This window comes from Brevundimonas faecalis, from assembly GCF_040549405.1.
In the GTDB taxonomy this organism is placed as follows: domain Bacteria; phylum Pseudomonadota; class Alphaproteobacteria; order Caulobacterales; family Caulobacteraceae; genus Brevundimonas; species Brevundimonas faecalis.
This window is the reverse complement of sequence record NZ_JBEPTF010000001.1, coordinates 1-14902: the sequence shown is the minus strand read 5'-3', so window position 1 is coordinate 14902 and position 14902 is coordinate 1. Positions and strand designations below refer to the sequence as shown.

At 66.7% G+C, this 14902-nt stretch carries 10 protein-coding genes; 2 read left to right on the top strand and 8 right to left on the bottom strand.

Features of this window, described 5'->3' with window-relative positions; all coding sequences use genetic code 11:
• Positions 1-49: 49 nt before the first annotated feature.
• From ABIE19_RS00050 to ABIE19_RS00020, 7 genes are all read right to left on the bottom strand, one after another.
• Complete coding sequence (locus tag ABIE19_RS00050) at positions 50-1120, bottom strand: YncE family protein (RefSeq protein ID WP_354087062.1); 1071 nt, start codon at positions 1118-1120, stop codon at positions 50-52.
• 23 nt (positions 1121-1143) lie between these two features.
• A complete protein-coding gene (locus ABIE19_RS00045) occupies positions 1144-2286 on the bottom strand; it encodes an ABC transporter substrate-binding protein (RefSeq protein ID WP_354087061.1) in 1143 nt (380 codons plus the stop codon).
• A gap of 11 nt (positions 2287-2297) precedes the next feature.
• Entirely contained in the window at positions 2298-4418 is a 2121-nt protein-coding gene (locus ABIE19_RS00040) for a TonB-dependent receptor domain-containing protein (protein ID WP_354087060.1), read from the bottom strand.
• 113 nt (positions 4419-4531) lie between these two features.
• Complete coding sequence (locus tag ABIE19_RS00035) at positions 4532-5632, bottom strand: HPP family protein (protein WP_354087059.1); 1101 nt, start codon at positions 5630-5632, stop codon at positions 4532-4534.
• 198 nt (positions 5633-5830) lie between these two features.
• Positions 5831-6871: an ATP-binding protein gene (locus ABIE19_RS00030; RefSeq protein WP_354087058.1), complete on the bottom strand. Its 1041-nt coding sequence runs from the start codon at positions 6869-6871 to the stop codon at positions 5831-5833.
• Entirely contained in the window at positions 6868-7557 is a 690-nt protein-coding gene (locus ABIE19_RS00025; protein WP_354087057.1) for a response regulator, read from the bottom strand. Before ABIE19_RS00025 ends, ABIE19_RS00030 begins: the two co-directional genes overlap by 4 nt.
• Positions 7558-7719: 162 nt before the next feature.
• On the bottom strand, positions 7720-10017 hold the full coding sequence (locus ABIE19_RS00020; protein ID WP_354087056.1) for a TonB-dependent receptor: 2298 nt from the start codon (positions 10015-10017) through the stop codon (positions 7720-7722).
• Positions 10018-10533: 516 nt separating this feature from the next.
• On the opposite strand from ABIE19_RS00020, the gene ABIE19_RS00015 reads away from it, so the two are divergent.
• Together ABIE19_RS00015 and ABIE19_RS00010 are read left to right on the top strand one after the other, a co-directional pair.
• Positions 10534-11757 carry an MFS transporter gene (locus ABIE19_RS00015; RefSeq protein WP_354087055.1) on the top strand — a complete coding sequence of 408 codons (1224 nt, stop codon included), beginning with the start codon at positions 10534-10536 and terminating at the stop codon, positions 11755-11757.
• A 5-nt stretch (positions 11758-11762) separates the two neighbouring features.
• The gene (locus ABIE19_RS00010) at positions 11763-12746 is read left to right on the top strand and encodes an AraC family transcriptional regulator (RefSeq protein ID WP_354087054.1); all 984 of its coding nucleotides are present in this window, start codon (positions 11763-11765) and stop codon (positions 12744-12746) included.
• 64 nt (positions 12747-12810) lie between these two features.
• Here the strand turns inward: ABIE19_RS00010 and ABIE19_RS00005 are convergent, their stop codons facing one another.
• A complete protein-coding gene (locus ABIE19_RS00005; RefSeq protein ID WP_354087053.1) occupies positions 12811-13875 on the bottom strand; it encodes a winged helix-turn-helix domain-containing protein in 1065 nt (354 codons plus the stop codon).
• Between the last annotated feature and the right edge of the window lie 1027 nt (positions 13876-14902).

Genomic DNA, 14902 nt, shown 5'->3' with positions numbered 1-14902 from the left:
GGCCCGGCCGCCGCAGCGACCGGGCCTTTCAGGCTGGAAACAACGATAATCAGGGACGGATCAGCGTCACCACGTCGCCGGTCGGATCCACCGGGACCGGCGTGCCGGCCGGGGCGCCGCGCGGCAGACCCCGCGCCTTGTTGGTGACATAGACGGCGCCCGTCGCGCGATCCACGGCGATGGTCTGCGGGAAGGTGCCGGTCTGCAGGTTTGCCTTCACCGCATAGGTGTCGGCGTCCACCACCGTCACCGTGCCGGCCTGGCGGTTGGCGACATAGATCTGCTTGACCCCGGGATTATAAGCGACGCTCAAGGCCCCTTCGCCGGTCTTGACCGTCTGCAGCAGGGCGCCGGTATCGGCGTTCAGCACGGTCAGATCGCCCGACTTCTGGTTGGCGACGAACAGGCGACGACCTTCGGCGTCCACGGCGACATTGGTCGGGGACTCGCCGCCGGCCGCCCACTTGCCCACGACCTGGCCGTTTGCAAGATCGATGGCCGCCACCTCGTTGCTGCCCATGCCCGTGACGAACAGGCGGTTGGCCGCGACGTCCAGGGCGGCGCCGGTCAGGCCGCCGACCGGAGCGGCGATGGTGCGTTCGACCCGGTTGGTCGCGCCGTCGATCACCCAGATCAGGTTGGGACGGGAAGCATCGCCCGCGTCGCCGCCGACGATGGTGACATAGGCCTTGTTCCTTTGCTCATCGACGATGACCTCGCGCACATGGGCGCCTTCTTCGTCGCCGTGGCGGAAGGTGGCGAGGACGCGACCGGTCTTCAGGTCGATGGCCGTGACGGCGCCCGCGCGGGTGTCGGTTCCGTACAGCACCTGGGTGCGGCTGTTCAGGCCCAGGCCGAACAGGGGGTTGGCCGAGACATCGACCGGCGTTTCCGTCTCCAGGGTGCGGCCGTCCAGCCGCACGACCTGGGCGCGGTTCTCGCCGCGCGGACCGATGGCGGCGACATAGACGTCGTTGTCCGCAGGGTTGAAGACGATTTCATACAGTCCGCCGGGCGCGACCTTGACGGTCTTCTCGATCGACTGGGCCGAGACGGCGGACGCCGTCGCCAGGACGGCGAGAGCGGCGGCGGTCAGAACGCCTTTGCGCAGGATGGTCATTCGGTCTCTCCTTTTTGGGATCGTCAGGCAGGGACCAGGTCGGTCCAGTAGTCGCCGCGATAGGGCACGGCGAGGAAGCGTTCGTTGATCGTGTTCAGCGTGGCGCGCGGGTCCAGGTCGGCGAACAGCTCAGGTTGGATCCACCTGGCCAGAACCTCGGTGGCGACGATGTCGATGGGCGAGTTGATCAACTGGTGCGACAGGCCGTGGACGCGGTTCTCGCGCACCGCCTTCAAGGTCGACAGGCCGCGCCGCCCGGCCACGCGACGCAGCGAGGCGCGCGACGTCTCGACGTCGTACTTGGGTCCGACGACGAAGCCGCCGACCTTCTCCAGGTGCGGGCCGCCCGTGGCGATGTAGATGTCAGGGTCGCGCTCGACCACAAACTCCAGATTCAGCTTGCCGGACGGCTGTTTCAACACCTCGGCGCCGATGTTGCGCGCGCCGACGAAGGTCAGATAGTCGCCGATGTTCCCGGCCCCGACCGAGTTGCAGCAATCCGGCCCGTTGCCCGCATGAGCCTCCAGGAAGACGGTCGGTTTCTGATCGTCCTTGAGCCCCGCCACGCGATCGGAAATGGTCTTCAACCGGGCGGCGCGGAAGGCGTTGTAGGCCTCCGCCTGCTCCTCGCGGCCGGTCATGGCCCCCAGCAGGGTCAGGCTGCGCGACTGGTTCTCGAACGGGTGCTGGAAGAAGTCGATATAGGCCACGCGAACCCCGGCCTGCTCCAACTGGGCGGCCTGGGTGTCGGTCGGGCCGGAATCCAGGGACACCAGGGCGACCTGGGGCTGGGCGCCCAGCACCGCCTCGACATTGAAGGCGGCGGCCGAGCTCGGCGTCTTGGGCAGGTTCGCCAGGACGGGCGACTTGGCCAGGTAGGCGGCGTAGATTTCAGGACTGAGGCGGTTCACGTCCCCCGCCCAGGCAGCCAGCAGGCTGACCGGATCGGGGTGGATAAGGGACAGGGCGATCAGGAAACGGCTGTCGTCGATCGACAGCTTCGTCACCGGCGGGGTGATCGCCAGCGGCCGATCCCGCAGGTCCGTCAGCAGGGACGACGACGCCACCCCACCTTCACGCCGCGTGCAGGCGCTCGCTCCGGCGCCCGCCAAAAGCGCCGCCGCCCCCAGCAGAAGGGCGCGACGGCCCGGCTTCATCGCCATCATCGGCCCCATCCTCAGAAGTCCCAGCTCACGCCCATCCAGTAGCGACGCCCGTCGCCCTGGAAGTCGTAGTCCGCCACCTTCAGCACCTTGTCCGTCAGGTTGTAGACGCCGAACTTCAGCGTCACCGCATCGCGCACCCGCCAGTTGGCGCCCACGTCCAGCAGGGTGTAGTCGGGATAGCGGCGCCCCACCTGACGCGCCCCGTCCATGACCGGCTTTCCGTTCACGCCGACGCGCAGGCCGGCGTTGACCTCCTCGCCGTGATAGGAGCCCGCCGCCCACAGATTGACCCGATCGGTCGCGGCGTAGTCGGCGCGCAGATTGGCCATGTGCTCGGGCGTGCGCGACAGGGGCAGGCCGTCGTACAGGCCGCCGTTCTGCCTGGAATCCGTGTAGGTGTAGCCTGCCTTCAGCGCCAGACGATCCGTCGCCTGCCAGCGTCCGCTCAGTTCCACGCCCTGGATCCGGGCGTCGTTGATATTGTACCAGTAGTAGAGCTGATACAGCGGGTCCTCGCTCCAGCGCAGGACCTCGTTGGGCACGTCGCAGACGCCGTTCTTGTTGGCGTCGGGACCGCACACGCGGTCATCGGCGATCTTGTCCTTGAAGTCGGTGCGGAAGATCGTGGCGTTCAACGACAGCGCCGGGATCGGCCGCCACAGGGCGCTGACCTCATAGTTGACGCTGCTTTCCGGCTTCAGGTTCGGATCGCCGATGATGACGCCGCACAGGCCCGCGCCGTAGTTGCAGTTGGCGCCGCCGGTTTCATAGGCGTAGCCGTCGGCCACAGCGCGGATCTCCGGCGCGCGGAAGCCGGTCGAGACCCCGCCCTTGATCGTCAGGGTCTCGCTGGGCGTCCAGACGGCGTAGGCGCGCGGGCTCCAGTGGTCGCCATAGCGTTTGTGGTCATCGACCCGCAGGCCCAGCGTCAACGCCAGTTGCGGCGTCAGAGTCCATTCGTCCTCGATGAAGAGGGCGCGCTGCCAGACGTCGAAGGTCTTGGCGACATTGTCCCGGGCGCCGGGATTGATGTCCTTCAGGCTGTTTTCGATCCACTGACCGCCGAAGACCAGGTTGTGATCGCCCAGCGGCGAACCCGACAGCGGCAGGTTGAACAGGGCGTCGAAGACCGTGTTCGTCAGTTCCGGCGCACGCGGGTTGCGCGCCATCGCCACCGTCGCATCGGCAGTGAATATCTCGCGGGAGGCTTCCTCGCGCATCACGGACAGGGCGCTGGTTCCCCAGGTCCAGTCGCCGTTCCACGACAGCGAAGCGCTGTCCCGGCTGTGGTCATTGCGGGTGCTGCGCGCATTGGCGGCCAGGGTCTTGCCCGCCGTGCTGAACCTTTCGATCCTCGTCGTGTCGGCCTGCAGCAGGATTTCGTGATCCGGCGTCGGCGTCCACGCCAGCCGCCCCGTCACGCTGTATTCCTCGGAACCCATGACGCCGGTGCTGTTCGGCGCATTGAAGATGTCGTCCTCGGTCCGGTCGAAGACCCGCCCCCAGATCTGGGCGCCCAGCTTGCCGCCGACGATCGGCCCGGCCAGATAGAACTGGCCCTGGCTCCAGTCGCCGCTGTCGCTGTTTTCCTGGGCGACATGGTCGGCTGAAACCGTACCGCCCCAGCGGTCGGGGACCTTCCGGGTGATGATGTTGACCACGCCGCCGATGGCGTCCGAGCCGTAGAGGGACGACATCGGTCCGCGCACGACCTCGATGCGTTCAATGGCCGAGACGGGCGGAGTGAAGCTCTGCTCCAGTCCGCCGTTGCCGTTGACTCGGGCGTCGCGCGTCGACTGCCGCCGCCCGTCCACCAGCGTCAGGGTGTAGGCGCCCGGCAGGCCTCGGATGAAGACGTCCTGGAAGTTGGAGCCGCCGCTGACCGACACCCCCTCCACGTCCCTCACGGCGTCGAACAGGTCGGCATAGGCTCTGCTCTGCAACTGTTCAGAGGTGATCAGGCTGATGGTCGCCGGCGCCTGCTCGATCTTCTGGGCTCGGGTCGAGGCCGTGACGACCACGTCGTCGACGGTCGTCGCGTTCTGCGCCGCCGTTTGCGCGTCAGCCGATGAGGCGCTGAAAAGGCCGCCGACAGCGGTCAGCAGGGCCAGGGCGGAAACGGCGCGCATCATCTGTGACTTCATCCCTGTCGAAAACGACGATGCGGATGTGCCTAATGATAGTCATTGTCACTTGCAACCACTGGGTTCGCGACCCTTGGTCGCTTCCCTGCAGATCGTGATGCTCAGGCGGCCTGGGCCGACGCCACGGCCTCGACGACATGCGCCCTGTAAAGAACCGCGAGCAGATCCGTCTGGGTGACGATTCCAACCAGGACCCCGTCCTCGTCCGTGACCAAGACCTCATGCGTCGCACCGCTCGACAACAGGGGCAACAGCGCCTCGATCGGCGCGGTCGGCCGCACGGTATGGACCACGGGATCGGCCAGGCCAGCGACCGGACGAGCGCCGCCCGCCAGCAGCTCCGCGCGTCGGACCAGGCCCAGAACCCGCCCACGCGCATCGACCACCGGCGCGGTTCTGAGTTCGTGCGCCTGTAGCCTGGCCAGAGCCAGGTCCGCAGCCTGATCCGCCGGCAAGGCGATCACGTCGCGCGACATGATGTCGGCGCAGGGGATGGCCGCGTGCAAACGTCGATGCGCTTGCAGCTCGACCTTGCGGAACAGGGCGTCCAGATCTTCAAGCCTGACATCCAGCAGATCGCCGTATTGCGCCAGGGCTTGATCCAGATCGGCGCGCGTATAGCCGAACCGCTCGGTCGGAGGGCGGTCCTGGGTGCGATGCGGGCTCGGCGCAGCCTCCAGACGACGGGGGTAGGCGTGGCCGGTGAGACGACCGTAGACGCTCGCAGCAACCACCAGCAGCACCGAACAGAGGCCGACAGGAACAAGGGGATAATCAAACCCGAGCGGCGTCGACGAGGAAGCGGCCAAGGCCGCCCCCAGGGCCATGGCGCCGCCGGGCGGATGCAGGCACCCGAGCAGACTCATGGCGAAAATCGCCGCGCCGACGGCCAGCGCCGCCGCCAGCAGGGGATCAGGAACGACCAGGCCGCACGCCACTCCGACGAAGGCGGCCAGCATATTGCCGCCGATGACGGCGCGCGGCTGCGCCAGCGGGCTGGCCGGCAGGGCGAAAACCAGGACGGCCGACGCCCCGATCGGCGCCGCCAGCAAGGGCGAAAAGGACATCCGCCCCTCCACCAGCCAGCGCGCGATCAAACCACAGGCCGCGATTCCGACAGCCGCGCCCAGGGCGCCGCGAACGACCTCCCGCCGAGGCGCCCGCAGACCCCCTGCCAGCAGATTTCGCACATGCGAGAACATGAGCGCCTTCTGCCCGCGACAAGGGGCGGCCTCAAGGCAAATGAACTGCCATCGCCGGATAGAAAATCTTCACCGCCCAAGAAACCCCGGTCGGGGCAGACGAAGGTTCACACCGCTCGCCACGGCCATCTATCGCTCGAGTCTATCTCTGGTCCTGCCGACTTCCAGGAGGTGAACAATCGCTCCGACGCTCCTGCTTCACGGCGTCCGTATCTCGAAAACGGAGCCTCCTTCGACCCGTCGATAGGCGACGCCGCCCCCGTGCGCCTCGGCGACCGCCCGGACCACTGAGAGCCCCAGGCCGCTGCCGCCCAGCGCGTTCCCCCGCCGAAAGGAATCGAACGCCAGAGCCTCGAAGCCCTCCGCCAGCCCAGGGCCCGAATCCTGAACAAGGATGCGAACCCCATCCGGCGTCGCATGGGTTTCCACCACGAGCGGCCCGGGCGTGGCGTGGACGCGCGCATTCTCGATGAGGGCCAGAACGGCTTGCCGCAAGCGGACGGGATCACATACGGTTTTCGCCGTCTCCAGACGCCATTGCGGCGTAAATCCCGCCGCCGCCAGCCCAGGCGACACCGCGCCCTCGAGATCGCCGATCACCTGAGCCAGATCGACCTCTTCCAGCTGCAGATGCAGGTGGCCGCTCTCGGCCAGGCTGACGACCCGCAGATCCTCGACCAGCCGGGCCAGGCCGTCGACCTGCTTCAGAAGGCTGACCAGGGTGGCCTCGTCCATGTCGAAGACGCCGTCCCAGACGCCTTGCAGCCGCCCCTTGAGGATGGTCAGCGGCGTCCGCAGCTCGTGAGCGATGGAGGCGTTCCAGGTCACCATGCCGTCGGCCAGCCGCTCCAGTTGGGCCGCCATGGCGTTGAAGTCGTCCACGAGACGGGCCGTCTCGCCGATGGTGCGGTCGCCGACCACGGCGCGCGCCGACAGATCCCCGCCGGCGATGCGCCGCGCCGTCTCCGCCAGCGAGGTCAGCGGCAGGACGATGCGGCGCGCCAGTTGCACGCCTGATGCGACGGCTATGCCGACCGCAGCCGCCACCGCGCCGGCGATGGCGAGATAGTCGATGGGCTGGGGCAGCCATTCGCTGGGCGGCGGCACGGCCTCCGGGTGGTTCTCGAACACCCACATGTAGACGGAAAAGGCGAACAGGGCGGCGACAGCCAGACCGCTGAGCGTGACGATCGCCATGCGCACGGCGATCTTGCGGCTCAGGCTGGCCGCACGCCTCATCCGTTCGGCTCCAGCCGGTAGCCTACGCCGCGGACGCTGACCAGCACGCCTTCGGCGCCGACTTCTTCGAGCTTCCGACGCACCTTGCTGAGATGGCTGTCAACGGTTCGGTCCTGCACGTCCGCGCGCGCCAGGCAGACCTCGGCCAGTTCCGCGCGGGTGAAGACCCGCATGGGGGCGGTCGCCAGATGAGCCAGCATCCGGAACTCGGTCAGGGTCAGGCTGAGGCGCCGACGACCGGACGCGCCGACGAAGTGGGCCAGGTATCCGTCCGTATCGATTTCCAGCGGGCCGACCCGGAGGATGCGGGCGCCGCCGCCCGTGCTCCCGCGACGCAGGATGGCGTGGACCCGGGCGACGACCTCCACCGGGTTGAACGGCTTGACCACATAGTCGTCCGCCCCGATGCGCAGGGCCTGCAGCTTGTCTATGTCCTTGTCCAGGGCGGTGATCATGATGATCGGCGTCTCGCCTCGCCGACGCAGTTCCCCCAGCACGTCCCAGCCGTCGCGCCCGGGCATGCGTACGTCGAGCAGCACCAGATCCGGCTTCAACGCGGCGTGAAGCTCGGCCGCGGTCTCGCCGTCGGCGGCCCAGACGGTGCGGAAGCCTTCCTGGCGAAGATAGGCGCCGAGAATGTCGGCGATCTCGACTTCGTCTTCCGCGATCAGAACCAGATTGCTCATGGCGTCTCCTCGCCCTGCCATGCACTCGCTTCCCGGGCCGCGTCCAGGGAAACCATCCCCTGAAGGATCGAGCAGGGCCAAATTCTCGGACCCTCCCCGACGTGTTCTGTCGAGGAGGGCCCGAGCTTTCCAGCGCGACAGCCCGCAGGCCGTCTGCTTGGGTCAGTAGCGAACCATTGCCTCGAGGCCGAAGGTGCGCGGCGTGTTGAAGTTGCCGTAGTCGCCGATCGTCGCCCGGTTCGAGGGGTCGCGACGATAGACATACTGCTCGTTGAACAGGTTGCGCGACCACAGGGCCAACTCGATCGAGGGACCGCCGTCGCGGGTGGCGATGTCCGTCAGGGCCAGGCGGCCGTTGACGATGAAGGAGCTGTCGTTCTTCAACTCGAACTGGTCGAAGGCCTGGGTCGCGTCGGCGTAGTTGGCGTCGACGTGAGCCTTGAAGGTCGCGCCGAACATCGGCGCCGAGTAGTCGGCGGCCAGGTTGAAGGCGTTCTTCGGCGTGAAGGCGATGAAGACCTGCTGCACGACGCCGCTGAACGGATTGCGCGTCGGCGGCACCTCGGCGTCCGTATAGGCGTAGGACGCCGACAGGGTCAGGGCGTCGGTGACGCGCGCCATGCCTTCCAGTTCCACGCCCTTGATCTTGGTCGTGCCGGGAGCGTTGATCGTCTCCAGGGTGTTGCGGGTCGAGGCGCCGATCACGGTCACCAGGCTGAAGTCGATCTGGCTGTCCTCACGCTCCGAATAGAAGGCGGCGGCGTTCAGGCGCAGGCGGCTATCCAGCCAGTCGCTCTTCACACCCAGTTCGTAGGACTTGATGTCTTCCGGACCGAACGAGCGATAGGTCAGCGAGCGCGAACTCGCGCCGCCGGCGCGATAGCCCGTGGCGTATTTGGCGTAGACGTTGACGTCGTCGTTGACGTCATAGGCCACGGTCACCATCGGGTTGAAGCGTTCGTTCTTCTCCTGGAAGGTGAAGTTGGTCGCGGCGTTGTTGACCTTGGACAGGACGCCCGACTTGTCGTCCCAGGTGAAGCGGCCGCCGGCGGTGACGTGCAGGGCGTCGTTGAGCACGGCCGGGGTCCAGGTCGCCTGGCCATAGACGGCCTTGGACTCGGATTCGGCGCGGCTCTGGCGGTCGATCGAACGGAAGCCGCGGATGGTCGGCGTCGGATCAAGGATGGTGTAGCCCGTGCCGTCGGCGTTCCACCGGTTGGTGGACGGCGTCGCCGCATCGTCCGAAGCCGTTTCCTTGAAGTAGTAGAGGCCGCCGACATAGTCGATACGGTCGCCCAGCGAACCGACCGCCTGGACCTCCTGGCTGAACTGGTGCTGCCACAGGCCGGCCAGCGAATAGCGGCTGAAGTTGGCGTTCGGGCCGACGACCGGCGGGCGGTGGGCGCCAGCGATATTGTCGTACTGCTCGACGGCGACTTCGCGGTAGGCGGTGATCGAGCGCAGTTCCAGATTGTCGTTGGGACGATACGACAGGTGCAGATCGACGCCCTTGGTGTCGTCGACGCTCCACTGCTGCGGCACGCCGATGTCCGCGACCTTCATGATGCTGTCGCCGTTGACCTGAACGATCGGCGCCAGGGCGCGGATGCTGCCCGAAGGAATGCTGGTCGAGGTCCACGGCACGACCTTCAGGCCGTTCGGGTTGAAGTTCAGCAGTTGGCTGTAGAAGGGGGTGTTCTTGTCCTTGCCGATGTCGGCGGCCAGGTCAGCGGTGAAGTTGGCGGTCGGGGTCCAGCGTACCTGGCCGCGCAGACCGCGACGATCATAGGCGCCGAAGCCTTCCTCGCCGGGCAGAGGGTTCTTGGTGACCGGGCCCTGGGTCGAGATCACGCCGTCCATCTTGACGGCGAAGTCGCCGATGGCGGCGAAGTCGACGTGGAGTTCGCTGTTGTAGGCGTTCAGATTGCCCACGCCGGCCTTCGCCCGCATGCCGAACTCGCCCGTCGGCTTGCGGGTCACCAGCGACAGGGCGCCGCCCTCGGTATTGCGGCCGAACAGGGTGCCTTGCGGGCCCTTCAGGACCTCGATGCGCTCGATGTCGAGCAATGCGGCGCCGAGGCCGTGCTGGCGGCCCAGATAGACGCCGTCGACATAGACGCCGACGCCCTGCTCACGGGCAGGCTGGTTGGCGTCGTTCGGCACGATGCCCCGGATGCCGATGGTCAAGGCCGACTGGCGGGCCTCGAAGGTGGCGATGCGCAGGCCGGGAACGGCGCCGTCGGCCAGGTCCATCAGACTCTGGACGTGGCGGTTCTCCAGGGCCTCGCGGCTCATCACCGAAATGGCGATGGGCGTGTCCTGAAGGTTCGTCTCGCGCTTGGTGGCGGTGACGACGACATCCGTCAGGGCCGTCACTTCCCCGACCGGCGCGCCTGCTTCCAATGCGGCAGGGCTGGAAGGCGCGGAAGCGGGCGCGTCTGCGGCCGCCCAGGCTGACATCGGGACGACGGCGAGCGCCGATCCGAGTAGCAAGACATTACGTATTTGTGTGCGGTGTTGCATCACCATCCCCTCATTCGAGAGGGCGGCTTCTAAGACACGATTGTATTCCCTATTTAAATTTCCCAACACACTCCGATGTATGTTTGATGGAAGCGCATTTGCGCGACGCCCGCCCAGTCAACACTCAAACATCGCCAAATCTCCACAATTCGACTGCGGACGCTTGGGACAGAAGCGCGCAGATGCTGTGTCTGGCTGGACGAGGCGGCGCTCGACGCCGGTGGTCTGGCGGGAAGAATCCATCGCCTGCCGCCTGACCGCCAAGAGAGCCGACGTGCCCGAAAGGGCCGTATATTCGCGCTGTGTCGCGTGCCCGCCTTGAAGAAAGGCACAGAGCCGCCGACCGGCCGTCGCCATTGAAGTCGGACGATCGGATAAGTCTTCCGGAGTTTTCGGCATTGAGCCGCTCATGCCGGCTCCCCACTTCGGCTCCCTAACCACGGATGAGCCCATATGACGGAACAGATCGCCCTCCCCATGGATCAAGACAGCCCGTCCACGGCCTTGTGGTCGGGCATCGCCGCCCTGTCCCTCAGCGTCTTCGCGCTGGTCATGGCTGAATTCCTTCCGCCGAGCGTGCTGACGCCCATGGCCGCCGATCTCGGAATTTCCCTCGGCGCCGCCGGCCAGGCCGTGACGGCCACAGCCGTGATCGCCGCCGTCGCGGCCCTGCTCGTTCCAGTCGCGACACGACGGTGGGACCGCAAGCGGGTTCTGATCGGATTGATGATCGCCCTGAGCCTGTCCAATCTGCTCACGGCCACGGCGACCGGCCTTGTCACCCTGCTGACGGCCAGGCTCCTTCTCGGCGTCGCCTTGGGCGGCTTCTGGTCGATGGTCGCCGCCACGGCCATGCGCCTGGTCCCGATGTCCGTTCTCGGTCGCGCGATGGCCATCGTGTTCACGGGCGTGACCATGGCGACGGTTCTGGCGGCTCCGGTCGGCGCCTACATCGGCGATCTTCTGGGGTGGCGCACCGCTTTCTGGCTCGCGGGCGGCGTCGGTCTTGCCGCCCTGCTTGGCGTCCTCGTCACCCTCCCCCGCCTGCCGGCTCGCGGGAGCGCGGACCTCGCAGGCCTGGTCGAAGTCGCGCGGCGCCCGCAGGTGCTCTGGGCCTTGATCGCTGTTCTTCTCATCATCTCCGGACATTTCGCGGCCTTCACCTATGTCCGCCCCGTTCTCGAGCAGGTGACCGGCCTCGGGATCAGCGCCATCACCCTGGCGTTGTTCGTGTTCGGCGGCGCAGGCTTCCTCGGCAACCTGGCCGGCGGCCTTCTGAGCGGGCGCGATCCGAAGCTGTCGGTCATCGTGGGCGCCATGGCGATGGCGACGGCTCTGGCGGCCGTCCTGATCCTCGGCGCATCTGTCCTGGTCACGACCGCGGCGCTTGGCTTGTGGGGCATGGGCTTCGCCATGCTTCCCGTCGGCTTCCAGGCCTGGGTCGCGACCGAAACCACGGACAAGGCGGAACTCGGCGGGGGACTTCTGACCGCGACCTTCCAGGTCGCGATCGCGGGCGGCGCGATCTTCGGCGGCCTTCTCGTGGATCGATTCACCATCCTCGCCGCTCCCGCCTATTGCGTGACTGTCGCCATCGCCGGATTGGCCCTGGTCGCGCTTCGCCTAAACATCGCCCGGCGCAGCCAAGCGTCGCCCGTCGCGTGCCGCGCGACATGAGCGGCGTGAAGAGCGCCAACGTATCGCCGCCCTCGGCTCGTCGTACAGTTGGAGGCGGGGGGCCCGCGGACGACGCGCTCAGCCACCTCCTGCACGATCTTCGTATCTCGGGGGTGGACTACGGGCACCAGCAACTGTCCGAACCCTGGGCGATCGCCTTTCCCAAATCCGCCGCCGCGCGGCTGCACTGCATCGTGGAAGGCGGGGCCTGGCTTGCCGTCGAAGGGGAGCCGCCTCGCGCCCTCTCCCGAGGCGACGTCGTCTTTCTGCCGCGCGGCCTCGCACACGTCCTGCATGGAACCGCAGGACGACCGACGCCGCACATCGCCGAATGGAGCAGCGATCGAGCCGGGGGAGAAGGTTTCAGTTCCAGCGCCTCCGAGCCGCCCGATGCGGTGATCGTCTCATGCGGGGTCGCCTTCAACGAACCCTGCCTGCATCCGCTCCTGGCGCTCATGCCGGAAGTCCTGACCGTGCCGGGCGCTCATTGCGACCCGGTGATCAAGAGCCTTCTCGCCGCGATGGCGGACGAAATCCTAGTCCCGAAGATCGGCGGCGCAACCGTGCTCGGACGACTGGCGGATGTCGTCATGACACGCGTCATCCGAGCTTGGGTGGAAACAGATCAGGCCCAGTCTCAGGGCTGGCTGACCGTCTTGCGAGACCCCAAGCTGGGACGCGCCCTGGGCGCCATGCACAGGGATCTCGCCAGAGCATGGACGACGGCTGATCTCGCCAGAACGGCAGGCCTGTCTCGGTCGGTCTTCGCGGAACGCTTCACAACCGTGATGGGGCAGTCGCCCGGCCGATACCTGGCCGCGCTTCGGATTCAAACCGCCAGCCGCATGTTGAAGGAAAAACGGCTCGGCGCCGCCGTGATCGCTCAACGTTTGGGGTATCGCTCGACGCCCTCGTTCAGCCGCGCCGTCAAGCGTCACCTGGGGCGATCTCCAGGCGAACTTCGTCGCGGCGCTCCAACACAGGACTGAAGGACGGCAAACAATCGGAGCATGGGAGCCATCTCTAGATGCAGCAACCGAACGGCCTCTGCCGTCAGCGATGAGCGACCGTCTCCAATCCAAGCCAGTCGGCCATGAGGCGCAGTTCGCCGGCAAGACGTTCGCGCGTCTCGGCCGGGGCTTCCGGTTCTATATGAATATTCTGGACGCGAAGGCGCGACGCCTGGCGATCGGCCTTCAGGTCGACACGCGCCACGAGGCGCCCGTCCATCAGGAATGGCAGAACATAATAGCCGTGCACGCGCTTGTGCGCGGGCGTGTAGATCTCGATCCGGTAGCGGAAGCCGAAGAGGCGCTCGGTTCGATCGCGTTCCCATATCAGGGGGTCGAAGGGCGCGAGCAGCGCTTCACCCGTTATCAGACGGGGGCGCTTCGCCGAGGCATGGACAAAGGCCGGATGCGGCCAGCCCTCGACGCTGACGGGTTCCAGTTCCCCTGTCTCGACCAGTTCAGCGATCGCCAGGCGGCTTGGCGCAGGCGCCAACCGGAAATAGTCGCGCAGGTCTCCCGTGGTCGCGACTCCGAGCGCGCGAGCGGCGTGCGCGATGAGCCCACGGTGCGCGCTGGCCGCATCGGGGGTCGGCAGGGCGCGGATCGACGCCGGGATGACGCGTTCGGTCAGGTCATAGACGCGTTCGAAGCTTGCCCGACGCGTAGCGGTAGTCACATGCCCGGCGCGGAAAAGCCATTCGAGCACACGCTTGCTGTCGCCCCACTCCCACCAGCCGCTGCGGCTCTTACCGTGCTCGAAATCGGACGCAGCCATCGCTCCCTGATCCCGAATGCGTGCGAGCACGGCGTCCGCCTCCGCGCGGCGCTCGGTCGCAAAGGCGCGCAGACTGCCCCAACCGCTTTCGCCCCGATCAGCGCTCTCCATGCGCCAACGCAACAGGGGGTGCAGGGCAAGCGGCAGCAAGGAGGCTTCATGCCCCCAATATTCGAAGAGCCGTCGGTCCCGACGCGGACCCCAGGCGGCGCGGTCGAACAGATCGCGATCATAAACGCCAAGGCGGGAAAAGGCAGGCAGATAATGCGCACGCGCGACGACATTGACGCTGTCGATCTGGTGCAGCCCCAGACGGTCGACCAGCCCTCGCAAATGGAGCGCGGTGACGTCGGACGGCCGCCCGCGCGCAAAACCTTGCGCGCCAAGGGCGATACGGCGCGCAGTCTCGCGCGATAGCCCAGGCCGTGTCCTCACTTGAAGCGATGGCCAAATCTGGCGCCGGCGAAAGGCGAAATCATATTCACATCGACACCCCATCCAAGCGCATGAGCATGTTCAAAGCCTTGTCAGACTGACAAACTAAGGTCCAGTTTTCTCCAGCATGATCATCGAAGCCCGGGGCGCGGGCAGTTCACATCCTTGATTGCAAAAGACCGGTTGCTACGCGACGGCTCTCGCCTGTTCAGATCTTTGCCTCCACGACGGCAGGCGCACCGCCCATGGCGGCGATGTCGAAATGCCCGGGATTCGCCCAAAGCGCACATCGGCTGCGACCCATCATTCGCTTCTGACAGCCTGCGACAACAAACGACCGCGCCGACTATGGAAGTCCGCCCTGACCCTGCCCAGATGGCGGGACCGCCACGTTTGGATTGCTCTCCCGATTTGCGAGAGCGTCTTGGGACGTGCAGTCCCTGGGCATGTTCGGCCAGCAACACAGCCTGGCTGCTCCGAACCAGGAGATCGTCGCTGCGAGAGTGGTGCGCGACGAAGCCGACCTGAACGCCATTAGGCTCACCCGGCGATGAGGCGATGTCGTGCTGACAGCCTGAACGCCGCCGGGGCGCCTGGACCTCGCGGCGGGACATGGACGCCATTGAGCATTCATGGTGACCGCCGCGCCCAGGACGGCATGTTGCACCAGGAATTTTCAGATCACGTCCCCTGCATCAAACCGAACGGCCCGGCTCAAAACGTAGATTTGAACCGGGCCGCTCGCAATCCTTCTCCAGCGACGTCGACCGCATGGACTTCATCTCAGTGGAAGACCTGGGCTGGTTCCAGTTGGAGGTGCACGGCAGCTTGGCGGCGTTGCTGGCGCTGGGTCAGGCGCAGACAGCAGAAAGCCCCGGAGCTTTGAGCTACGGGGCTTTGAGAGTTTTGGGTGCGGGAGCAGGAT

Excerpts from the sequence above, each read along its gene's own strand:
- ABIE19_RS00050 (WP_354087062.1), bottom strand. The coding sequence starts at position 1,120 with ATGACCATCCTGCGCAAAGGCGTTCTGACCGCCGCCGCTCTCGCCGTC.
- ABIE19_RS00045 (WP_354087061.1), bottom strand. The coding sequence starts at position 2,286 with ATGATGGCGATGAAGCCGGGCCGTCGCGCCCTTCTGCTGGGGGCGGCG.
- ABIE19_RS00040 (WP_354087060.1), bottom strand. The coding sequence starts at position 4,418 with ATGATGCGCGCCGTTTCCGCCCTGGCCCTGCTGACCGCTGTCGGCGGC.
- ABIE19_RS00035 (WP_354087059.1), bottom strand. The coding sequence starts at position 5,632 with ATGTTCTCGCATGTGCGAAATCTGCTGGCAGGGGGTCTGCGGGCGCCT.
- ABIE19_RS00030 (WP_354087058.1), bottom strand. The coding sequence starts at position 6,871 with ATGAGGCGTGCGGCCAGCCTGAGCCGCAAGATCGCCGTGCGCATGGCG.
- ABIE19_RS00025 (WP_354087057.1), bottom strand. The coding sequence starts at position 7,557 with ATGAGCAATCTGGTTCTGATCGCGGAAGACGAAGTCGAGATCGCCGAC.
- ABIE19_RS00020 (WP_354087056.1), bottom strand. The coding sequence starts at position 10,017 with ATGTCAGCCTGGGCGGCCGCAGACGCGCCCGCTTCCGCGCCTTCCAGC.
- ABIE19_RS00015 (WP_354087055.1), top strand. The coding sequence starts at position 10,534 with ATGACGGAACAGATCGCCCTCCCCATGGATCAAGACAGCCCGTCCACG.